This window comes from Mesorhizobium sp. WSM3862 (assembly GCF_002294985.1).
Taxonomy (GTDB): domain Bacteria; phylum Pseudomonadota; class Alphaproteobacteria; order Rhizobiales; family Rhizobiaceae; genus Mesorhizobium.
This window is the reverse complement of record NZ_NSGE01000019.1, coordinates 1-21312: the sequence shown is the minus strand read 5'-3', so window position 1 is coordinate 21312 and position 21312 is coordinate 1. Positions and strand designations below refer to the sequence as shown.

Here is a 21312-nt window from a genome sequence, read left to right as displayed (position 1 = left end):
ACGACTCGAATCCGACCGAGAACGACGGCAAGATCTATGAATTCCATTTGAACGATTGGCTGCTCGCCTGATCTGACTTCTCAGCCTTTTGGCTCACCGGGCGAATAGATCAGCGGCCGGCGACAATCGAGGCATCCGCTCGGGACCGAGATGCTGACGTGCCGTTGCAACGTCCACCCGCCATGTTGGTGGCTCAAGCGGGGTTCGACCTTTTGGCCGAATTTCAATTTATTAGCAGATGCGAATATATTCGGTCGCCGGTCATCTGTGTCTCCTGCCGGCCAAGGCCCGGTGGCCGCGCCCAAACGCCACACCCAAAGGCTACCGGGCCGCAACCCGTGCGAATTCACGGCCTGGCATCAGGAATATGAGGTTGGCTACTTCGCTAGCAAATTCGGGCTCTCGATCCCTCAGGGGTCCGGGAACTGATCGCCAAGCATGGAAATGACCGCGAGACTTTAGAGCGTGAGGCAAAAGCGTTGGGCACTCAATGAGCCGCTCGACACGTTCAACGGCTCACTCGGTGACGCGCCATATTCGAAATTTTCGAGGTAACCTCGAAATTTAGCCCTGCATAGTCGCCGCTCGTTCACCACATCGCGGCATCGACGTTGAAGGCCCACCGTGGGCCCAATCTGATCCACGCCTAGGGCGACCCGCTCCGCCCGCGATCTGAGCTCACGGGCTCACGAATATTTGAGGACCCCTGACGAAGCCGGCGGCATATTTTAGGGACGTTGAATGTTCAACGCCCATGCGCAGACGAGCCCTACTGTCGGGGGAACAATCAAAAGCCGCACGAGCTCTATTGAGCTGGTCGCGAGTGCGGCTCGCTGCCAAAGCGCATATTAGCGAACCAACGGTCGTCGATTTCGAGAACGGGTCGAGGAACCCGAATCCACGCCATGTTGCCGCTATCCGCCAAGCCTTGGAGGATGCGGGAATTGCCTTTAGCCCCGAAGGGCCATTGCTAACTCGCTCTGAGATCCCGAACGGTGATCGACAGACGGACAATAGGATGTGGCGGCGGCGGCAGACGAAACGCACGCCCTAGAAACTTCACACTCCTTTGCGGTGAAGGTCTTTCGGGCGCGTGTCCGGAGAATAGGTCAGCGTAATGCGCTTGCCACCGCAGACGGCGCATTTCATCTTCGGCCGCAAATCCCATTCCATAGCCGGAGCATCAGCGCCGAAGCGGTCGCGGAGCGCCGGCAGATCGAGCTTGTGGTGACGATGGCAATCGAGGCAGCCGCGAGTGACCGACATGCCCGCCTCGATAAGTTCCCGAAAGGTCCAGCCGTCGCTCATCCGGACGAAATAGGTTTCCGAGGTCAGAAGACCAAGAGTCCGCTCGTGAGGGGCGAGCGCCTCCATACCGGCCCGCTGTTGCCGCTTCGCGGCAATCTCCTCGTGCCACCGGGAATATTAGCGACCGGGAACATGGCTTGCTACGCGGCGTTTACCCGATGATCAGCCTTCAGGAGGAGGTTGCCATGAAAAAACTGCTACTTGCTTCAGTGATCGCCGTTGCCACCGCGGCAGCCACGGTCGCGCCTGCGGATGCGCAGGGGTTCTTCGGTCTCGGTTTCGGTCCATTCGGCGGCTTCAGCCCGTTCTACGGAGGTCCATTCAACGGTGGTCCTTTCTACGGCGGCGGCCCGTTTTACGACTATGGCGGCCGGTATTACGGCCCTAGCTATTACCGCGACTATTATCCTGGCTACGTGGCCCGCTATCCGCACCGCTACCACTACCGGCACCGCCACTATCGCCACTGCCACGTCAAGTGGGTGAGGCATTGGCATCATCACCGCCGGGTGCTGGAACGCGTGCGGGTGTGCCGTTACTGACAAGACCGCTGTGGAAGCGTGTCTAGGAGACGAAGGCGGCTAGGCCGGCGCAGCGTGTCCCCAGCGCCTTCGCCTATGATGTCGAATGGCTGAAGCCTGGAATCACCGGCCGGGTAAGGTTCCTTCGTGGCGAGCACTGCGACGCTGCAGGATTTCCGCGAGCAGGCCCTATCCCTTTCCCTGAGGCCGCTGGGGCAGCGGGCTGTGCCGGCGGGTTCGCGATTCAAGTCGTGCTCGGCCTTTTGGCTGGATTTCATTTTATTAGCAGATGCGCTCAAATAGAGCGGTTTGTCAGACAAAAGAGATTTCGCATGTCACTAGTGGACCTCACCGCCGACATCGTCTCCGCTTATGTTAGCAATAATCTCGTCTCGGTAACCGACTTGGCGGATTTGATCGCGTCGGTGTATTACTCGCTCACTGGCGCAGCCCTGCTGCCAAAGCAGGAGCCTGCCGTCGACCCGGAGCGCTCGGTCTTCCCCGATCACATCATCTGCCTGGAGGACGGCAAGGAGTTCAAGTCGCTCAAGCGGCACCTGATGACCGATCACGGTCTTACACCAAAGCAGTATCGCGCGAAATGGAACCTGCCGGCAGACCATCCGATGGTGGCGCCGAACTATGCGGAGCGGCGATCGGAATTGGCGAAGGCGTTGGGCTTTCAGCGGAAGCCTGCAGATCTCCGAAAATGAGATCGCCGCACCTCGAGGATTATATTCCAAGAAGCGCGAAATGAGGATACGGAAAGGCAGAGCCCACTCGCTTTGAGGGGGACGAGCGGGCTCCGGGGGGTGGACCCTACGACGTTGCCTAAAAAGCCGCGCCGTGAAACCTAACCTGCCGACGGTCGGAATGTTCCCCGATGCGACCGAAGTCGCACCCGCTGACGCTTTGGTCCCGCTGAAACCATCGCCTCGCTACATCATTTTATAGAGCCGGCGAACATGTGTCCCTTCAATCGGCGGCATGAGAGCTGTGAATAGATGCCCGTTATCCCGTTTGCCTGGATGGCGGGCATTCTGTTCGGATCTCAGCCCGCTTTAACCGCTGTTTAATGTATGAGCGCCTACTAATACGCGGTGGTCAACATCCTCACACGCATTCGGCAACTGACGCGCGCGATAGGTCGGGACGCGGCTGGAAACGTTGCCGTTATCTTCGCGCTCACCCTGCCGATCGTAGTCGGTGGGGCGGGACTCGGCGTCGAGACGTCCTACTGGTATTATTCGAGCCTCAAGCTGCAGGCGACGGCCGACGCAGCCGCCTATGCCGGCGCGTTGGAAAAGGTTGCGGGTTCCAGCACCGCAGCGATCACGACGGCCGCCACGCAATCGGCGACCGACAACGGCCTCGCCAATGTAACAATCACCGTCCACACGCCGCCCACCTCGGGGTCGCACATGACCAACAAGGCGGTCGAGGTGATCCTCAATCAGAGCCTCGACCGGATGTTCACGGCCATCTTCTCCGAGAGCAAAGTGCCGGAGCGGGCAAGGGCGGTGGCGCTGATCACTGACGCCTCCAAGGCATGCGTATTGGCGCTCAATCCGTCGGCCTATCAGGCAGCGCTCTTCTCGGGCAACACCAGCGTCAAGCTGACCGGGTGCTCGGTGATGTCCAATTCGGCACAGGCCGATGCGGTCAAGGTGCAGGGGTCGGCGGCCCTTCAGGCCGATTGTCTGATCGCGGTCGGCGGCGTCTCGCTCGGCAACCCGGTGACCACAGTCTGCAAGTCTCCGATCACCCAGGCCTTGCCGGCGTCGGACCCCTTCTCCAACCTTCCAGCGCCAGCGGCTGGCACCCCGTGCAAGACCGTCAACGGGAGCAAAACATCGCAAACGCTCCAGCCCGGAACTTACTGCAGCGGCATGGACCTCAAGGGCAATGTCACGCTCCAGCCCGGCACCTATGTCGTCCAGGGCAATGTGAAGGTTAACGCTGGCGCGGTCATCTCCGGTACCGGCGTGACAATGTTCATGTCCGGCAGCAACACTGTCAGCATGAACGGCAACGCCACGGTAACGCTGAGCGCGCCGACCTCGGGCACCTATTCCGGCGTGCTGTTCTATGGCGACAGGACCGGCACAAGCGCATCGAGCACTTTCAACGGCACCGCGAGCTCGCTTCTGACCGGTGCCATCTATTTCCCCAAGCAGCAGGTCAACTACCTGGGCAACTTCTCGGGGAGCGGCGGCTGCACCCAGGTCGTCGCCGACAAGATCCAGTGGTCCGGCAGCACGACCATCAAACAAAACTGCTCGAGCCTCGGGATGAAGGACATCCCCTCAGCCCAGTCGGTTGCGATCGTCGAATAATCAGGAATCGCTAACCAGAGCCGCAGAGCCGCCGCCATTTCATGCGCAAGGAACGCGCTTCATGTTGCCACCAGACGGCTACACCTCCGGGGTCGGTCGCGTTGCTCCAGACATGCAGTTGATGCATCGAGAGCACTTATCGCGGCTGCTGCGCGTGGCCCCAAGCGGATAGAAGGAACATTCTCGTCCCGCGCGTCTTTCCTTTAGCGGAGGGAGAGGAACGAGGCATGGCGGACGTCAAAAGCAAACGCGATTCGCGCGACCGTGACCGGGTGTCTGGGGATCAGGTATATGAGGTTGGCTACCTCGCCAGCAAATTCGGGCTCTCGATCCCTGAGGTCCGGAAACTGATCGCCAAGCACGGAAACGACCGCGAGACTTTAGAGCGTGAGGCAAAAGCGCTGGGCACTCGATGAACCGCTACTTCTTCGACACGTTCAACGCCTCATCTCAGGTGACGGATGAAACCGGCGCGGAACTGGATGGCATCCATGCAGTAAGACGACAGGCATTGAGGCGTTGGCCGAGATGGCGGTCGAGGTTATTTCAATTGAAGACCGGCTCGAACTCTTTGTACATGTTCGGGATCAGGCGATTTTTACAGCTCGCGCCATATTCGAAATGTTCGAGGTGACCTCGAAATCTAGCCCTGCATAGTAGCCGCTCGTTCACCACATCGCGGCATCGAACTTGAAGGCCCACCGTGGGCCCCAATCTGATCCACGCCTAGGGTGACCCGCCCCGCCCGCGATCTTAGTTCGCGGGCTCACGAATATTTGAGGACCCTCACCAAGCCGACGGCATATTTTAGGGACGTTAATGTTCAACGCCTATGCACAGACGAGCCCTACTGTCGGGGAAGCAATCAAAGGCCGCACGAGCTCTGTTGAGCTGGTCGCGAGTGCGGCTCGCTGCCAAAGCGCATATTAGCGACCAACGATCATCGAATTTGAGAACGGATCGAGGAACCCGAACCCCCGCCATGTTGCCGCTATCCGCCAAGCCCTGGAGGATGCGGGAATTGTATTTGGCCCTGATGGGCCAATGCTGCCTCGGTCCGAAATCCCGAACGGTGGTCGACAAACGGACAATAGGATGTGGCGGCGGCGGCAGACGAAACGCACGCCCTGACCTCAGACTCCTTTGCGGTGGCTGGTGTCTGGCGAATAGGTCAGCTTGATACGCCACAGACCGCGCATTTCATCCTCGGCCGCAAGTCCCATTCCATCGCCGGAGCATCAGCGCCGAAGCGGTCCCGGAGGGCCGACAGGTTTGATGACGATGGCAGTCCAGGCAGCCGCCAGTAACAGACATGCCCGCGTCGATCAGCTCTTGGAAAGTCCAGCCGTTGTTCATTGTCGGCGATTGTCCTTTTGGCTGAATTTTCTGATCAACAACCAGTGCGCTAGTACTTGCTCGCCGGCCTCGCGTTCTCCTAAACCTAGCCGGCCAAGGCCCGGTGCCCCCCTAGAGACAGTAGAAAAGGCTACCGGGCCACCTGTCCGTCATATCGGCGCGACTTAGGCATTCCCGATAGATGGCGCTAGTTCCCGCGCGTCGTGTGCACTTATGCGACCTTGAGGTTAATGACGCGCATTACTGCGACTACTGTTCCATTGTTCGTAGCAGCCTCTTTCGTACTGCCCTTGCCGCAGCTCCAAACGTCGCCTTCCTTGGCCGTGAATTTCATATCGCCGGCCGTAACTTCCAGTTCGCCTTCAGTGACCGTGCAGACCATGTCGTCGGTCATCACATCCCCCAGCGGGCTAGTTCCTTTCGGCTGATAAATCACGTCTTCCATGACGATTTTCTTATACCCCTTGATATGGGAGTCTCGTGTCCCCCGCTCGACTAGCCGAACGCCAGGAAAAATCTCCTTGCCCTCAGTCGGGCCATAGGTCTTGGCCGATACCGGGGTGAACTTCGCGGCCATTAGCGGGGCGGCCATCGAGGTGGCAGCAAGGGCGAGAGCATTACGTCGATTCATCTTCATAACATCCTCCCTGAGTTGGTCCGCCCGGTTGGGCGAACTTGATATTTTACGCGCCCGACAAGCCAAATAGTCAAAACACAATTGGGGATCCGCCCGGCAATCACCAGGCGAGGATCGACAGCGAAACGGGAACTAGAACGGCAAGAGCCCGCTCGTGAGGGCCGAGCGGGCTCCGTCGTGGCCTTTCAGACGGCAAGCAGAAACGGAGGACAAAGCCTTGCCGCCCAATCTCTATAACCGCTCTCGTCTCGCCAAGTTCCGCCCTTTAGACGGCTGCTAAACAAACAGGACTTATGCGCGGGATCGTTAGAGACTTCAGTCGCAAATCTGTTAGTTGCGAGTCCGCTCATATGGATGCAGGATCAATGCTCCCCACCTTCAAGCGGTGGGGTGGCGCGACCCGTGATAATCCTGTGTCACCTAGGTTAAAGCGGGCCGGGCCGCAGAGGTTCCTGGGGGTGCCCGATGCGTTCTCAGCCAAACAGTATTCTCGGACCGGGCGACATGGCGATGCTTGAAAGAGTGCTCCAGAAGCTATTACCCGCAGGTGCGGACGCCGCCGAAAGGGAATGGCTGGGCAGCCTGTTGATCACGGCCTTCCAGAACGGGGCGACAGACGAGGCGGCGCTGTTTGCCACGGTGGATAGGAAACCCAAACCGTAAGCTCGGTCTCCCTGCCTGGCGCCTCAATGGCGGCGCTTGAGAAATTTCGCTTCCCGCACCAGCGAATTCCAATCCGTGCCGATCAGCCGGATCAGCTCCCGCGCCTCCTCCTCGGATAGGCTAGTCTCTTTTGCCAACCGCGCTGCCAAAAGGCGGGTATTTTTGTCCGTGCGCGACCCGTTCGGCTTGCCGTCGCCGTCCTTCACTGCCCTATCTCCGTCTCAAACAAGAGCCCGCTCGCCTGAGGGAGGTCGAACGGGCTCCGGGGAAATGCCCCCGCGCGGCGCGGTGAACCTTGGCCGGGGACACACGCCGCGACACCCAACGGGATGGTTGATCGAATGTTCCCTTCTGCCAGATTGCGACCGAGGTCGGAGGAGCTGCCGCTTTGGTCCCAACCCTGAAACCTTCGCGTTCTCTGCATCATTTGATAGGGCCGGCGAGCAATGTCCCTTCATCGTCGGCATGAGAGAGTGGATAGATGCCCGCCGTTTCTGCCAGGAGTGGCGGGCATCTGTCTATCTAACCCGCCAAGCCGCCGTCCCGCGACGCTGCCGCCGACAGGGCGCCTGGAAGGGCCCGCTTACTTGGAAAACTGTTTCAGGTAAGCGATGACGTTGGCTACGTCCTGATCGTTCTTGAGGCCGGGAAAGGCCATCTTCGTCCCCTTGACCATCCCCCTCGGGTCCTGAAGATACTTCGTCAGCGTAGGCTCATCCCATTTGATGCCGGATTTTCCGGCCTCGGTCATGGCCATGGAATAAGTGAAACCGGGATGCGTGCCCGAGGTGCGCCCGATGACGCCGTGCAGAGACGGGCCGACCTTGTTCTGGTCCTGGTCGGCAATGTGGCAGACCTTGCACTTGGTGAAGACCTTCTCGCCTGCGGCGGCATCCTGCGCCCGCGATGGGCTTGCAAGGAAGATCGTGGCCGACGAGGCGATGAAAAGTGCGATTGCGCGCATGGCAGTCCTCCCTGATCGATCGTCATTTGCGCCGGACGATCCGCACCACGCCAGCTGCGCTGGGGCGGCCTGCACGGTAGAGCGGAATATCCGTGGTCCCACCAATGGAGTTGCGGCATCTACATACCACAGTATCAAGCCGGTGGGTAGAAACGCCAGTTTGTGCGGCGCGTCCCGAGGAGCGGACTCAGGCGACGCGCTTTGGTCCTTGATTTGACGCTCACCAAAACAACAATTGCTATCGCCCGCCATGACGCTATCGTTAGCGCCGTCCGGGGTTTTGGCTACCCTGTCCCGGACCAGCTAGGCCCGGCTGCTCGTCACCACTTCCCCCGAAGCAAGATGGCTGCCGGGCCGTTCTACAGATTCTAGGTGGGCGAAGCGCCGGCAGGGTTCTAGCCGAGGCCATAGCCCTGGCTATGTAAGTTGCCCGCCGTTCAAGAGTGCAGAACGAAAAGAGACCAGGAGCTTGACGTCGCCCCATAAGCCGCCGACGAGAAAGACGGCTCTGGTGCCCAGCCGAGTTGAGGCTTCCGGCATTCACCTTTCGATCTAACGGGAGCGGAAATGCAAGGTTTGAAGCGGTCGTGTTGGAAGGAAGCCTACGACCTACACGAGTTTGCGGGGAGGCCCGGTCTGACCATCAGACAGGCCGAAATTGTGATCCAGAGCAACGGCCCATCTAAGCACAAATGCGATCTCGCTGCGGCATTCAAGGTCGCGCTCGAACAATGCAGGCACTTGCGCGAGAAAGAGGCGCGAGGCTCCCGGGCATGTCCGCGACCCTCGGGCGATCAGAACTAAGAGCTCTCCGGCCGCACCCTCTCGACCGCCAGCGACCCGCCCGGAAGCGGTCGCAACAGATCGCCCTCCGATTCCGTCAGGTTGAGCCAGGCGGACCAGTTCTCCGGCTCAAGGACCACGACTGACGGTTGTGATAGGGCGCAACGTCGGGACCAGGCTCGGTCGTCAGCATCGTGAAGCTCGGCGGCTTGTTGCCGGTCGCCTCGCGCCAAAGCCCCGCAATTGCCAGGAACGGCGCGCCGTTGAGGGTGAAGCGGTGTTTCGCTTTCGGATATTTCGTTCCGGTGAATTCGAAGAACGCGGAAGCGGGAACCAGGCAGCGCTTGCTGTTGCCAAACTGTCGGCCCTCGGAGCGGAAATTGAAAACCGGCCCGCCTCTGGGACCGGCCGGGGGGAAGCCGAATGTCATCGAGGCCAGCTCGACTGCATCGCCGGCAACGCGCATTATTGGCGCCGGGTCGTTGACGCGGATGTCGTCAGCTTGCGGCAGGTCGAGCTCATTCTGATGGCTGGAAATCTGCAAGGTGAGCGACTCCATCATGCGGCAGTATTCAGCCCAAGCGATGTGCTGCTCATAATCGTTGCACATTCTTGTCTCGCAAGGACCGCGGTTCGGATCTCCCCTTCACGCGGGAACGCTCTGTCCCAAGGGAACGTTCCGTTGCCGCAAGGGAATCGAAACATGTGACAGACAACAATCGATGGCTTTCTGCATATAGGCCACCATGTTCCATTGATCGGAGAGCCTACGCTTAGGCCCAGCCAAGACATGGGGCGCCCGGCCTGCGAGGGTTCGAGGGGAGCTAGGGCGACAGAGCTCTTACCCCGAGTGCCATGTCCTGCGCACTTGTCGCGACTGCTGCAGGGCCGATAGCGGATAGGAGGAACATTATCGGCTCGTCAGTCTTTCCTTTTGTCCGGAGAGAGGAGGAGAACCATGGCGGACGACAAAAGCAAACGCGATTCACGCGATCGCGACCGTGTGTCGGGGGATCAGGAGTATGAGGTCGGCTACTTCGCCAGCAAGTTCGGACTCTCGATCCCTCAGGTGCGCGAGCTGATCGCCAGGCATGGAAATGACCGCGAGACCCTAGAGCGTGAGGCAAAGGCGCTAGGCACTCGATGAGCCGCTACTTCTTCGACACGTTCAACGGCTCAGCTCACGTGACCGATGAAACCGGCGCGGAACTGGATGACATGCAGGCGGTAAGGCGGGAGGCCTCGACGGCATTGGCCGAGATGGCGGCCGAGATTGTTCCGATCGAAGACCGGCTCGAACTCTTCGTCGATGTTCGGGATGAAGCGGGTGCCCGGGTTCTTAAAGCTCGTGCGATCTTCGAAATGTTCGAGTGAACTGGCTGCATGCTCAAGGCGTGACGCTCGCCGCCTCTCGCGCCAAGGTATGGCATCGCGGTGTCAAGGAACATTCCTGATGCAAAGTGGTTCGGACGTATCCCAACCCTGGAGAACCCTCATGTTCATGCACAATAAGCGACTGCAATACACCGTCCGTGTGTCGGAGCCGAATCCGAAACTGGCATGCATGATAATGGAGCAATTCGGCGGAGCCGATGGCGAGTTGGCCGCCGCTATGCGCTATTTCACCCAAGGGCTGGGCGAGGATGATGTCGGCCGGAAAGACATGTTGCTCGACATTGCGACCGAAGAACTAAGCCACCTCGAGGTGGTCGGATCTATTGTCACAATGCTGAACAAGGGGCTCAAGGCGCAGCTTGCCGAGGGGCAGATGAAGGAAGCTGAGCTGTATTTGATGGTTGGCGCCAGCGGCACAACGGCCAAGGAGTCAATCCTGTTTGGCGGCGGACCCGCATTGTGCGACTCGGCCGGCGTGCCTTGGACCGCCGCCTATATCGATTCTCGCGGCGAACCAACGGTGGACCTGCGCTCCAACATCGCGGCCGAAGCTCGTGCCAAGGTCGTTTACGAGCGACTGATCAACATCACCGATGATCCCGGCATCAAGGATGCCCTCGGCTTTCTGATGACGCGCGAAGTCGCCCACCAGAAGTCCTTCGAGAAAGCGCTGTACGCGATAGAGAACAACTTCCCGACGGGCAAACTACCGGGCATCGAGAAATATGCCAGCATGTACGTCAACACCTCGCAGGGCGAAGGAGACGCCACGGGACCCTGGAATTCGGGAGGCGAATGGGACCGCATCGACAATCTCGAAGAGGTGATGCCTGCCGACGGCGGTGACGGGATGGCGACTGTCAAGCTAAATGCCAAGGACAAGAAAGTCGCGGCCAATATGGCGGAGCGGACACTCTCGGACCCGGCTTCCGATCCGATGACCGGCGCCGACCTTGGAGCAGGACCGGGGGCCGGCCGCACCAAGAATGGTGACATGGGCGGCGCCGCCAACATCCAGGAGGCGCCGGCGCGGGCAGCGGCCGCCACTCGCAAAACCAGGTAGCCTTTGCATGGAGCCTCAAGAACGTCGCCGAACAGGGCGGTTCCCTGGTTCGCGATTAGAGGAACCGGGACCAGCCAAAGGCGTGCGATGCTTTCCGTGAAAGGACCTCGCCGACTAGCCGGGCAGTGATCGGTGCGAGCGTGAGCCCGAGGTGACCGTGGCCGAAAGCATTAGTGCACGAAGCTCTTGCGCCGCGACCACATTGATTGAAAGAGCCTGCCGGTGTGAGGGCTCTTTTTTGTCGGACCTTCTCTGAGGCGCGTAGCCGTTCCAATTGGGGCCGACCTGAGGCTTAGCCGATAAAGCCGCCGAGCTAGACAAGCGTTCAGCCATAGCCAGCGTTTGACTTTTCCCACGCGAATGATCCGAGGCCGCAGGCGCGCTACGCTCTCCGTCGCTTAGAAAGCGCTCGTAGCAGGTCAGCTTCGTCGGTGATGCCATCATCAAAAGCTTGGAGGATTTCCCTAGCCAAACATTCCCGCTGTTCGCGATCCTTCTTGGCCAGTCGTCGCTCGTCGCACAACCGGTTAAACACCCGCTGGAGCATGTCCAGATCAGCGGGCCCGTAGACGCCACCGCAACGCGACAATGACATGACCGCCGCCCTCGGCGAGGCATCTGCCATTATCTCACAAAACGGTCCCGTTGTGGAACGGATTCAGGCCTCAGCGATTAGCCAAATGAGCGGTCGGTTCCTTCAGGAATGTAGCCGTCTCAGTGGCAACCTAAAAAGCCCGTCGCTTACGCCATTAGCTGCGGCGGGCTGTTCATTAGCTACTACTAAAAAGGCGGATGCCTACCACTGAACGGTGGCGCATAATGCAGCTCTGCCCCGCCGTGGTTAGCACGGGGTAAGAGCCCGGCCTGTGCGCCAAGGTCTCCTCGACTCCTCGGCAGGCCGGGCCTCTTACCCCGTGTTGCGAGCCAGGGCAGGTCGGCATTTAGGCGCCGCCTTTGCAGCGGCCGACATTAACATTTCCTAATGCAACGCATAGCTCCACAGGAGCCTCAGGCCGCCAAGCCGCCTTCTCGGTTCTGCATCGCATCGAGGATCACTTCGAAGACTGTGCCAACCTCCTCGCTGATCTCGTCGGGGCTAATGCCTTCTCGCTCAGCAGCTTTCAGGGCCTCTTCGACGAGGTAAACGATGGCCATTGAATCGTCCGTGATCGCATTCGGCAGGTGATCCGCCATCCACCGGTCTAAGAAATTGATCCCGCGCGTGGTCATGGCGAGAGAAGCCGGAAGGCGGCTTTAGGTTCCTTCTTCGCTGATGCTCTGCAAGGCACCCTGCCGTAGCTTTGGCTGTTCCTAAGATGGCGGACCCAGGCTGTTATGCTGCCCGGTTTCACCCATTCGACCGTCGGGTCGATGATGGCCCGGGGGGCATCGGCGGGAGGCGCCACTCTGGTGTTCTGCACGAGCTGATGCAGGCGATCGCGGAGCTGCTTCCGAAGCGTGATGGGCGGTCCGCATACTTGCCGTCTAGGGCAACGATACCGCTGCGGGCTTGCAGGCAGGCACACGGACTCAGCAATAATGGAGACAAGCTCAACCCCCCGGAACGAAACCAAAGAAGCAATCGCGCGTTGGACGCGATTAAGCCACTTCGTCTTGGGTTTGGGGCGCGTGAGAGTGGTGAAGCCAACGTCGCGTAAGGCAATCCCTGGGTCGAGCGCTCCTCAAGCGAAGTCGCATATGCGTGACCAAACCAAATTAGCGCTTCCCTCTTTTCGGCCCGTCCAGCTCGCAACGCTCGTAGATACCGTCCCTGCCGGCGACCGCTGGATCCACGAAATGAAATACGATGGCTATCGCATTCTTGTTGCCATCGGCGGTGGCGAAGCGCGTGCCTACACGCGCTCTGGTCTGGACTGGTCGCAGCGTTTTCCTTCCATTCTTTCGGAAGCCCGCAAGCTCAAGGTCCGCTCCGCTCTGATCGACGGCGAGGCCGTCGTTGTCGATGCGAACGGAAGATCAAACTTCCAGGCACTTCAGAACGCATTAAAGGGTGCGCCAGCCACTATCGATTTTTATGCCTTCGATCTCCTTGAGCTCGATGGCGAAGATCTCACGAGGCGCCCGCTCCTTGAACGCAAGGAGAAGCTCCAGGCAATTTTGCCCGCGAAGAACGCGAACCTTCGCTATTCCGATCATATCCTCGGTCGCGGAGAAGAGCTGCTCGAACGCTTTTGCGCAGCCGGTCTCGAGGGAGTTGTTTCGAAGCTCGCCGATTCGCACTATGTGGCAGCCCGCAGCGGAAGCTGGCTCAAGATCAAGTGCATCAAGCGGCAGGAATTCGTAATTGTCGGCTGGACGCCGTCCGACAAGGTCCGCGCCTTCCGGTCATTGATTCTGGGGGTGCATGACGGCGGCAAGCTGCGTTATGCCGGGAAAGTCGGCACCGGCTTCGATACAGCTGAACTCTTCCGTCTCATGAAGATCATGGCACCGCTCGAGCAGAAGGCCGCGACCGTCGAGGCGCCGCGAGCCGAAGTTCGCGGAGCACATTGGCTTTACCCCAAGCTGGTCGCGGAGATTGCCTTCACCGAGATGACCAAGGAAGGAACGCTGAGACATCCGAGCTACCTCGGTCTACGCGAAGACAAGAAGCCGGAGGCGGTCGTTCTGGAGACGGAACGTCGGACGGCCAATCTGACCACGTCGCGGGCGCACACCATCGCCATCAGCAACCGTGACCGCGTGATCTATCCGGAGTCCAATATCACAAAGGGCCAGCTCGCCGACCACTACGCGGCCGTCGCGGAGATCATGCTTCCCTGGGTCGGCAATCGGCCGATCAGTCTGGTTCGGTGCCCCCAGGGCCGGGCCAAGAAGTGCTTTTTCCAGAAGCATGATGCCGGGAGCTTTGGCGACAAAGTCCACCAAGTGGGTATCACGGAAAAAGACGGCCACGAGGAGCCATATCTTTATGTCGACGATGCCAATGGGCTGATGACCTGCGTCCAGATGGGAACGATCGAGCTGCATGGGTGGGGATCTCGGATCGAGGATGTCGAAAAGCCCGACCGCCTCGTGTTCGACCTCGACCCCGATGAGGGTCTCGATTTCGAAGCGGTCCGCGCGGCTGCTTTCCAGTTTCGTGATATTCTGAAATCGTTGGGACTTACGACCTTCCCGATGCTGACGGGAGGCAAAGGGGTGCATGTGATCGCGCCCCTGACCCCTCAGGCCGAGTGGCCGCAAGTGAAAGACTTCGCGTCTCGCCTCGCTCAAGCGGTCGCGCAGAGCGATCCCGCCCACTTTACGGCCGCGCTGTCAAAGGCGCGCCGGAAGGGTCGCATCTTTGTGGACTATTTGCGCAACCAGCGCGGGGCGACCGCGATCATGCCTTACAGCGCAAGGTCCCGACCGGGCGCTCCGGTCGCGGCGCCGATCACCTGGGCGGAGATGAAGACGATTGATGCGCCCTCGCATTTTCACGTCGGCGACGCTCCTGAATTGAAGAAACGCGCAGCCTACAAAGCTCTGGCGGGATGGGGTCGCGCCGACCAATCGTTGCCGAATCTGTAACGCCCCGGTCCGGGAAAACGGCAGCAAGCATGGAGTTCTTCGCTGCCCCTGCCTGATTGGAACCTGGGGAGATTGGCCCCGTTTGCCTCGACAATGGCAAAACCCGATTCAAGGACCATCGCCAGTCTCCTAAGGGAATACGCACATCGCTCGTCGCTGCGCGGGGGCAATCCCTATCGCACCAAGGCTTACCTGCGGGCGGCGGATAGTCTGACTGCACTGTCGCAGCCGCTTGACCGGATCATCGCCGCCGGCGCCCTCACCAGGATCCCGGGCATCGGTGACACTATCGCAGACATTGTGCGCAAGCTCTACGAATCGGGCACACATCCACGCCTTGAGAAGCTTCGCGAGGAGGTGCCGGCGGGTGTAATGGAGCTGTTTGCCATACCCGGACTTCGGCCCGACAAGATCCTGAAGCTTCATCAGGCGCTCGGCGTGAACTCGTTGGCGGAGCTCGAAGCGGCAGCAAGGGCAGATCGCATCCGGCCAGTCAAAGGCCTCGGTGCTTCGCTTCAGACGAAAATCCTGCAGAAGCTGGCTATCGCTCGAAGCGGCGAAACACAGCTTCACCTGCACAAGGCCGCCGCTCTTCTTGAGCATTTCCGTGAAGCAAGAGCATCCCGAGTTTTCGCGCGTGGAAATCGCCGGTGATTTCCGACGTGGTTGCGAACTTGTTGCCGACCTCGCGCTGGTCGCGCAGGGGAAGAAGCGGACCGAAATCGAGCAGTCCACCCTCAGGCTCGTCGTAACGGACAAGAAACACTTTGGCGCGAGCTTCCTCGAAGCAACCGGGTCCGCGGCCCATCTAGAGCAATTGAGGATGTTTGCGGCCGAGAGAGGGTTCGCCCTCAAACCCGATGGTCTCTACCGCGGGAGAAAGCTGATCGCATCAGTGACAGAGGAGGAAATCTACGAAGCATTGGACCTGCAGTTCATCGAACCTGAACTGCGCGAAGGCAGGGACGAGATTGAGCGGGCAGCGAGCCAGCAGTTACCTCCGCTCATCCGGGACGAAGATCTCAATGGCATCCTGCATTCTCACACGACCGCATCCGATCGCACCGAGACGCTTGAGGCTATGGCTGAAGCGACCCGTAAGCGCGGGTTCGAGTACTATGGTGTCGCCGACCACTCGCAGTCTGCACACTACGCGGGCGGCCTCACATTGCAGGAGATTGCTGAGCAGCACCGCGAAGCGGATCGGCTGAACAAGAAGTATGGGGGAAAATTCCGTATCCTCAAGGGCATCGAGGCAGACATCCTGGCCGACGGTTCGCTTGACTATCCGGACCACGTTTTGGAGCAATTTGATTTCGTTGTCGCGAGCGTGCACAGCCGCTTCAAGTTGCCCAAGAAAGAGCAGACGGACCGTATTATTGAGGCAATCGCGAATCCCGTCACGACAATCATTGGACATATGACGGGTCGCCAGTTGTTGCGTCGCCCCGGCTATGATCTCGATATCGACAAGGTCCTCAGAGCGTGCGCGAGACATGGGGTCGCTGTCGAAATCAATGCGCATCCGTGGCGGCTCGATCTCGACTGGCGGTGGCATCAGAAGGCACTCGACTACGGCTGCATCTTCAGCATCAATCCGGACGCTCATTCAATCCGCGAACTCGACCACATGCATTGGGGTGTCGAGATGGCGCGCAAGGGCGGCGTTCCTAGACGGCGGGTTCTCAACGCGATGGGTTTGGCGGCTCTGCTTGCGCACTTTTCAAGGCGCAAGTGCGAGTCCAAGACCGGCGGCAAGCGCCGCTCGCCTGCGTCGAAAGCTGTCGCGTGAGGCTCCTCGCCCTAGCTTTCGAAGCATAGATTAGCGCTTAGTGTTTCGACGTCAGCAGCTTTGGCCCAGTTTGGCGATCGACGGCCACTGTAAATGCCTGGAAGGGGCCGACAGCGGATTGGCAGCTTCAGTCTACAAATATTCGACAGCGGTCGTATGGGCGGCGTGGGATCATGGAAGCGGCGCGCGGACGCTACCTCGATTGGTTTGTGCCGCCTGCGAAGCCAATGCAAACAGCGACAGGAGCGAGCGTTATGCAATGACAGGGAAGATCACGGTTATTGTGGTGCCCGCGGCGGAGCTCTCTTGCTGGAGGTTACCGCCCATCTGCCGGGCGAGCGCCTGGATCAATTTCTGTCCCGACCCGCCAGGCCGGGGATTCTGAATGCCACGACCGTTGTCGGCAACGGTCAGGCGTGCCTCGCCGTAGCCTATCCCGGACTCAAGCTTGACAACGATACGCCCGCCCTCCGCTCCGAACGCATGCTTGACTGAGTTCATCGCGGCTTCGTTCAAGATAAGACCGAGCGGCACCGCGCGTTCAATCGAGAGCTCGATTTCGTCGGCCGCGATCTCGATCGTTGCAATTTCCACCTGCGTCTGCAGCGAAGCGCAGAGCGCCCGCAAGTAACCGGCGACGTCCACCGTTCGGAGGTCCTGCCCCGGTGCCAGTTGGTCATGAGCAAGCGAAATGGCATTAACTCGGTTAGCCACGTGTTCCAGTGCCCGGTGCACTTCCGGCCTTTCAAGGCGGCGCTTCTGAAAGGCTATCGAGGCCAGGATCAGCTGAAAGTTGTTCTTTACGCGGTGCTGCATCTCCCGCAGCAGCACCTCGCGTTGTTGCGCCTGGACTAGAGCCGTGGGGGATTCCAGGTTGCTTCGGTCCACCTCTGGTCGCCGCATTGCCGAAGCAATGAGGGCAGCAGCAGCCGTCATGAAGTCGACGGTATCTTCGCTGAAGTCGCGCGTGACCGAGGAATCCACCTCCAGCACGCCCCAGGCAGCACCCTTGATGAGGATCGGCACGTTCGCCAGCGATTTGATGTGGTGCTCTCTCAGCACATCTGAAAAGACGTATTCGCCATCCTGCTCGGCGGCCGTGCCATCGACAATCACTAACGGCTCGGCTGTCTGATAAGTCCGGCCGGGCGGCGATCGCAGATCCGCCGGAAAAACAGCGTTCCGCACAGTCCCTTCCTTCCACCCGAAGCCGGCCTCCATGAACAGGTCCGCGGTGCGCGGGCGGTAGCGAAGGATCTTTGCGTGGTCAATCTCAACAGCCCGGGCTACCTGCACACAGGCCTGATCGAGGAAGCGGCCGAGCGGAGTTTGCTCGCCCGCTACGCGGCCAAGGTCCACGAGAATGCGGACATGTCGGCGCAACTTGGCTAGCTCGGTGGTGGGGTCCAATGATGAGATCCTCTCGAGCAGGGTTGAAAAACCAACGCATGAGCCTGCGAATTGCTCCGATCTCGCACCTTGGCAAGCAAAGTGACGCGGATGAGTAGGAGCGCTCTGCGTATGCGATCAGAACAACGAGTTGCTGCCTAGCCGAGTTTGCGACGTTCCTCGTGAAGTCAGCCTTCGCCTGTTTTTAGGCGAGATCAGAGCCTGTATGACCGACAGGCTAAAGGGTTTCGGCTGCCGTCAGGCCTACGAAAGCCTCTCATGCAAGAACCGCCCTATGTGGCTTTGTGTCTCGGGTGTGCCAGCGTCTGTCGCGACGTCCGCATGAGGCGCCCGTGGCTGGTCAAGCGTGGGGCCTCTGGGCCAGGTCGGAGAGCTTCTTGCGGTGATGCCCGACAGGCTTCACGTGCCTGACGCCCGGCGCCAAGGCGATGCGCATAGCGCGCTGATCGCAACGGTCGCGGCTGGCAGGGTGATTGGGCTCTGCCCGACCGTTAGGGAACGCTTGTGCTGCTTGAGACCGAAACGCATCAGGTTCGATCCTCGATATGAACCTTCGGGGTGAACTGGTCAGGGGGCTCGGCGCGCCTATGACAAGCCGGAGCGGTCCGTGGCAACGTGCTGGCGGGCATACCCGACCCCGGCAAACCGGCGCGAGCGGCACCTGCTGGAGCGCTGATGCGCGCTGAGCGCTGCAGAGGCAATGAGCGCAGGCGCCATTCGGAAAGTGGGCTGATTTCGCAATTACCGCGGTCGCGATCCATCAAGAGTTGGTCGCAGTCGGCCTAAGTGAGCTCAAAACAGAAATCGCAGATCAGGTCGGCAACTTTTACCGCTTCAAAATCGGTCATGTGTGCCGCTGTCTCAACCGCGGCCGTGACCAAGTCGTCCTGATCAACGGCCAGGAGGTCCAAAATTCTTGCAAACTTAAGCTTCAGCTCCAGGTCGCCCGCGAACTCGTCGAGGGTCACGTTGAGGATACTCTCGTTCGCTTCGATCAGCCGCGTTTGAATGCCATCCGACGATGCGGCCAGTGCCCTTACGGCTGCGAAGAAATGCCCTCGCGCGTTTGAATATTTTTCCACCATCGGTCACCGCCGGTCGTGATTGAGGATTGGGTTCGTCGTCGGATGTTCCACTATGCTCGGCCAGAGAGCCTTCTGGCCAGCCGCGTGCCTTCCCTACGGTCAGGCTGCAACGCGCCGCTTTGCCGATGCACGTTTAGCCTTTGGCAAACCGGCGGGGGCGGCAGCTTCTTTGGCCAGCCGAGCCAGTCTGAGCCGCTGCGTCTTTGACTCGCGCTCTGCGGTCTCTTTGTCCATGATCTCTCGTGCGGCTTGTGTGGTCGCGTCGCCCTTGCTCTCCCTAGCTGTCGGCTTCGGCTTGAACACGGCTTCAGCAATTGCATTGCGCATCATAGGTTCCTTAAACGAAAAAAGGCCGGGCGGGCCCGACCTTTCCAAAACGCCTCGACGGCCAGTGCCAGTACATCCGTGGTCAAGGGCCAGAAGCCGTATCCTTTAGGCGGCCCGAAGATTCTCGGCCGCGCTCTTGCCATTGCGGCGGTCCTGCACCACATCGAAGCTCAGCTTCTGACCTTCTACGATTGTGCGCATACCGGCACGCTCAACAGCCGTGATGTGGACAAACACGTCCGCGCCGCCCGTTTCAGGAGCAATAAAGCCGAAGCCCTTGGTCGAATTGAAGAACTTTACGGTTCCAGTGTTCATAGCGATTTCCTTTCAAATCGGCATAGAAATTCGCGTCTGGCGACATGCCAAACGTCATATAGTCGAGATTTGAGAGGAAGATCGTTGGGCGCCGGAGCGCAAAAACAAGTTCAACAGCAAACATCGATTGCAGATACATAGGCTTGAATGACCGCCAACGCAAGCCTCTCCGACCATCATGGCTGTAGGCGGTCTGCGGGCAGCGGCTCCTTCCTCGGTGTCGTCGAAGGTGACCTTGGGTTCCAGTGCCCTCGCCCGCTGCGGCTCTCGAGTTCGTGCGGCGTCTGGCCCTTGCTGCTGTAACCGGCAACGGTGGCATGCACCTGCAGAACTGGCCGCTGATCTATCGAGGAGACGGCAACAGCGCGGGGCTCGCTCCGATTTATGACATGCTGTCAACCGTGCCGTATATTCCCACCGACGCGATGGCGCTGTCACTTGCGGGACCGCCTCGCGGTGGAAAAAGTTTGCCTACGTGCACGACTACCGGAACGGGCTAGACGATGGACGAGAATAGTTGCTGGCTTCGAGATATCGACGATGGAGCCCTAAATAGCCAGCAACTTCCTCCTGGTGAATGACCGAAATGGACCGTAAGCAGACCGGCAGCTTCCCGTTCCGAACCTTTCAGGAGCGGACATTCAGGTCCGCGCCGGCACCCGTCGTGACGTGATCCAAAGCCCACGGCCGATCATTGCGATCGAGTCAACCGCTAAGCGGCCAAAAGCCGTCCCGTGGTGACAAGGTCCGCTTAGCGAGAAATCACCTTGCTCGACTTCCCGGTAGACGATCTTCAAAAGTTGGCAACTGCTTCCATGGCTACTATGGCGGCGCTCGTTCGCTTCATTAAGCGGAGCGCAAGCGACGAAGGGCGAGGAACATGAAATGATTGCGTTGTTCGATAGCGATTGCAGCCTTGTCGCTTGGCTTCACGATAGTGGGAACATTTTCGACACGGGCTTGGAATTCGTCGCCTTTGTACGAGGCGGGAACGTATTTAGCGCTTCCAATCTGAGTTGGCTGGGCCCGATCGACTATACCACGCTGATGGATCGAGCTGGGCGACCTGTCACATTCGGAAGCGGCCATGCCCCAATGAGCCGGCCCGATCCATTGCAGCCCCTGAACCCGTTGAAACCCCTGAGGCCGCTGCGACCCCTGAAGCCTCTCACTCCACTCAATCCAATGACGCCACACGTGCCCCTGGGGGGCTGGTCGACTTTAAGTTTCGCGGAATATCTTGCCGGATAAAAAGGCCCGGAAGCCGATGCCGCCGGCCTGATTAACCAGATCTCGAGAAGGCTAAGGCTGCGATCGAAACAAATTCCAGCCGAGACCGTTTGGTTGGAAGTGTCAAGAGTCCCAAGCCGCATGCCCACTTATCACTTCCATGTCGACAACGGGACCTTCGTTCCCGACGCGAACGGCGTAGAACTCCTCGACTTGGCCGCCGCTCAGGTCGAGGCAGTGCGCGCCGCGGGCGAAATGATAAATGAGGCAAAGCAGTCCTTCTGGAACCATCAGACGCCGTGGATCATGCATGTGACGGACGGCGAAAACCGTCTGTTGTTCTCACTTCAGTTCGGGGCGAAGGTCCCCTCGGGCGACGCCCTGTATATCCCGAGAGCCGAGGCCAGCTCCGCCGACCAAAAAGAAAGCCCGGCCGCCTAAGCAGCCGGGCATTTCAACTGTTCGCTCGGTTGTAGAACCGCGATCCCGGCCAGATCCACCAGCATCACTGACGGCCTAGAGCGGGATGAAGTCATCTCCGGTCGTATCCTGCATTGGCGAAGTAGTTTGAGCACTCGGCGGGTGTCGTCCGG

At 59.7% G+C, this 21312-nt stretch carries 22 protein-coding genes and 2 pseudogenes; 14 read left to right on the top strand and 10 right to left on the bottom strand.

Annotated elements, in window-relative coordinates; genetic code table 11:
* Window positions 1–754: 754 nt before the first annotated feature.
* Complete coding sequence (locus CK224_RS30320; protein ID WP_082954064.1) at window positions 755–1054, top strand: helix-turn-helix transcriptional regulator; 300 nt, start codon at window positions 755–757, stop codon at window positions 1052–1054.
* A 5-nt stretch (window positions 1055–1059) separates the two neighbouring features.
* Here CK224_RS30320 and CK224_RS30315 read toward each other — a convergent pair whose 3' ends face one another.
* Entirely contained in the window at window positions 1060–1374 is a 315-nt protein-coding gene (locus CK224_RS30315; RefSeq protein ID WP_245426346.1) for a hypothetical protein, read from the bottom strand.
* Between the two features lie 119 nt (window positions 1375–1493).
* Here CK224_RS30315 and CK224_RS30310 point away from each other — a divergent pair, with 119 nt between their 5' ends.
* From CK224_RS30310 to CK224_RS30295, 4 genes are all read left to right on the top strand, one after another.
* Window positions 1494–1850 (top strand): hypothetical protein, encoded by a 357-nt coding sequence (locus CK224_RS30310; protein WP_066998670.1) that lies wholly within the window; start codon window positions 1494–1496, stop codon window positions 1848–1850.
* Between the two features lie 311 nt (window positions 1851–2161).
* Window positions 2162–2542 (top strand): MucR family transcriptional regulator, encoded by a 381-nt coding sequence (locus CK224_RS30305; RefSeq protein ID WP_095780265.1) that lies wholly within the window; start codon window positions 2162–2164, stop codon window positions 2540–2542.
* A gap of 387 nt (window positions 2543–2929) precedes the next feature.
* Window positions 2930–4165, top strand: coding sequence for a pilus assembly protein TadG-related protein (locus tag CK224_RS30300; protein WP_176478064.1), 1236 nt, complete (start codon window positions 2930–2932; stop codon window positions 4163–4165).
* Window positions 4166–4392: 227 nt separating this feature from the next.
* On the top strand, window positions 4393–4581 hold the full coding sequence (locus CK224_RS30295) for a DUF3606 domain-containing protein (RefSeq protein WP_095784336.1): 189 nt from the start codon (window positions 4393–4395) through the stop codon (window positions 4579–4581).
* A gap of 1151 nt (window positions 4582–5732) precedes the next feature.
* Here the strand turns inward: CK224_RS30295 and CK224_RS30285 are convergent.
* Window positions 5733–6158, bottom strand: a complete 426-nt coding sequence (locus CK224_RS30285; RefSeq protein ID WP_095784335.1) for a hypothetical protein — start codon at window positions 6156–6158, stop codon at window positions 5733–5735.
* Between the two features lie 504 nt (window positions 6159–6662).
* Between CK224_RS30285 and CK224_RS31605 the strand changes: the two genes are divergently transcribed.
* Entirely contained in the window at window positions 6663–6821 is a 159-nt protein-coding gene (locus CK224_RS31605; protein WP_156752705.1) for a hypothetical protein, read from the top strand.
* A 23-nt stretch (window positions 6822–6844) separates the two neighbouring features.
* On the opposite strand, the gene CK224_RS30280 is transcribed toward CK224_RS31605, so the two are convergent.
* From CK224_RS30280 to CK224_RS30265, 3 genes and pseudogenes are all read right to left on the bottom strand, one after another.
* On the bottom strand, window positions 6845–7027 hold the full coding sequence (locus CK224_RS30280) for a hypothetical protein (RefSeq protein WP_066998632.1): 183 nt from the start codon (window positions 7025–7027) through the stop codon (window positions 6845–6847).
* 377 nt (window positions 7028–7404) lie between these two features.
* Window positions 7405–7785, bottom strand: coding sequence for a cytochrome c family protein (locus CK224_RS30275; RefSeq protein WP_095784334.1), 381 nt, complete (start codon window positions 7783–7785; stop codon window positions 7405–7407).
* Between the two features lie 800 nt (window positions 7786–8585).
* Window positions 8586–9178 (bottom strand): annotated as a pseudogene (locus CK224_RS30265) (SOS response-associated peptidase).
* Window positions 9179–9526: 348 nt separating this feature from the next.
* Between CK224_RS30265 and CK224_RS30260 the strand changes: the two are divergent.
* The 3 genes from CK224_RS30260 to CK224_RS30250 are packed head-to-tail and all read left to right on the top strand — an operon-like array spanning window position 9527 to window position 11026.
* The gene (locus CK224_RS30260; RefSeq protein WP_095780255.1) at window positions 9527–9715 is read left to right on the top strand and encodes a DUF3606 domain-containing protein; all 189 of its coding nucleotides are present in this window, start codon (window positions 9527–9529) and stop codon (window positions 9713–9715) included.
* Window positions 9712–9942, top strand: coding sequence for a hypothetical protein (locus tag CK224_RS30255; protein ID WP_066998556.1), 231 nt, complete (start codon window positions 9712–9714; stop codon window positions 9940–9942). The genes CK224_RS30260 and CK224_RS30255 overlap by 4 nt, the downstream gene beginning before the upstream one ends.
* Entirely contained in the window at window positions 9887–11026 is a 1140-nt protein-coding gene (locus CK224_RS30250) for a manganese catalase family protein (RefSeq protein ID WP_245426344.1), read from the top strand. Before CK224_RS30255 ends, CK224_RS30250 begins: the two co-directional genes overlap by 56 nt.
* 1008 nt (window positions 11027–12034) lie before the next feature.
* Here CK224_RS30250 and CK224_RS30240 read toward each other — a convergent pair.
* Complete coding sequence (locus CK224_RS30240; protein ID WP_066998571.1) at window positions 12035–12256, bottom strand: DUF768 domain-containing protein; 222 nt, start codon at window positions 12254–12256, stop codon at window positions 12035–12037.
* 468 nt (window positions 12257–12724) lie between these two features.
* Here CK224_RS30240 and ligD point away from each other — a divergent pair, with 468 nt between their 5' ends.
* The 3 genes from ligD (at window position 12725) to CK224_RS30230 (ending at window position 16352) form a co-directional block, all read left to right on the top strand.
* Window positions 12725–14560: a DNA ligase D gene (ligD, locus tag CK224_RS30235; RefSeq protein ID WP_095784332.1), complete on the top strand. Its 1836-nt coding sequence runs from the start codon at window positions 12725–12727 to the stop codon at window positions 14558–14560.
* Window positions 14561–14653: 93 nt separating this feature from the next.
* Window positions 14654–15214, top strand: a complete 561-nt coding sequence (locus CK224_RS32555; protein ID WP_348628418.1) for a helix-hairpin-helix domain-containing protein — start codon at window positions 14654–14656, stop codon at window positions 15212–15214.
* Window positions 15168–16352, top strand: coding sequence for a PHP domain-containing protein (locus CK224_RS30230; RefSeq protein WP_348628417.1), 1185 nt, complete (start codon window positions 15168–15170; stop codon window positions 16350–16352). Before CK224_RS32555 ends, CK224_RS30230 begins: the two co-directional genes overlap by 47 nt.
* Window positions 16353–16604: 252 nt before the next feature.
* Here the strand turns inward: CK224_RS30230 and CK224_RS30225 are convergent, their stop codons facing one another.
* The 4 genes from CK224_RS30225 to CK224_RS30210 all read right to left on the bottom strand — a co-directional run bounded on the left by CK224_RS30225 (window position 16605) and on the right by CK224_RS30210 (window position 19489).
* The gene (locus CK224_RS30225; RefSeq protein WP_245426342.1) at window positions 16605–17762 is read right to left on the bottom strand and encodes a histidine kinase dimerization/phosphoacceptor domain -containing protein; all 1158 of its coding nucleotides are present in this window, start codon (window positions 17760–17762) and stop codon (window positions 16605–16607) included.
* Window positions 17763–18544: 782 nt separating this feature from the next.
* Window positions 18545–18847, bottom strand: coding sequence for a hypothetical protein (locus tag CK224_RS30220; RefSeq protein ID WP_066998590.1), 303 nt, complete (start codon window positions 18845–18847; stop codon window positions 18545–18547).
* A gap of 99 nt (window positions 18848–18946) precedes the next feature.
* A complete protein-coding gene (locus CK224_RS30215) occupies window positions 18947–19174 on the bottom strand; it encodes a hypothetical protein (RefSeq protein WP_095780261.1) in 228 nt (75 codons plus the stop codon).
* Window positions 19175–19279: 105 nt separating this feature from the next.
* Complete coding sequence (locus tag CK224_RS30210) at window positions 19280–19489, bottom strand: cold-shock protein (protein WP_066997278.1); 210 nt, start codon at window positions 19487–19489, stop codon at window positions 19280–19282.
* Window positions 19490–19740: 251 nt separating this feature from the next.
* Between CK224_RS30210 and CK224_RS30205 the strand changes: the two are divergent.
* A pseudogene (locus CK224_RS30205) lies at window positions 19741–19987 on the top strand (HipA domain-containing protein); the annotation flags it as partial.
* Between the two features lie 873 nt (window positions 19988–20860).
* Window positions 20861–21160, top strand: a complete 300-nt coding sequence (locus tag CK224_RS30195; protein ID WP_095784330.1) for a hypothetical protein — start codon at window positions 20861–20863, stop codon at window positions 21158–21160.
* Window positions 21161–21312: the final 152 nt, after the last annotated feature.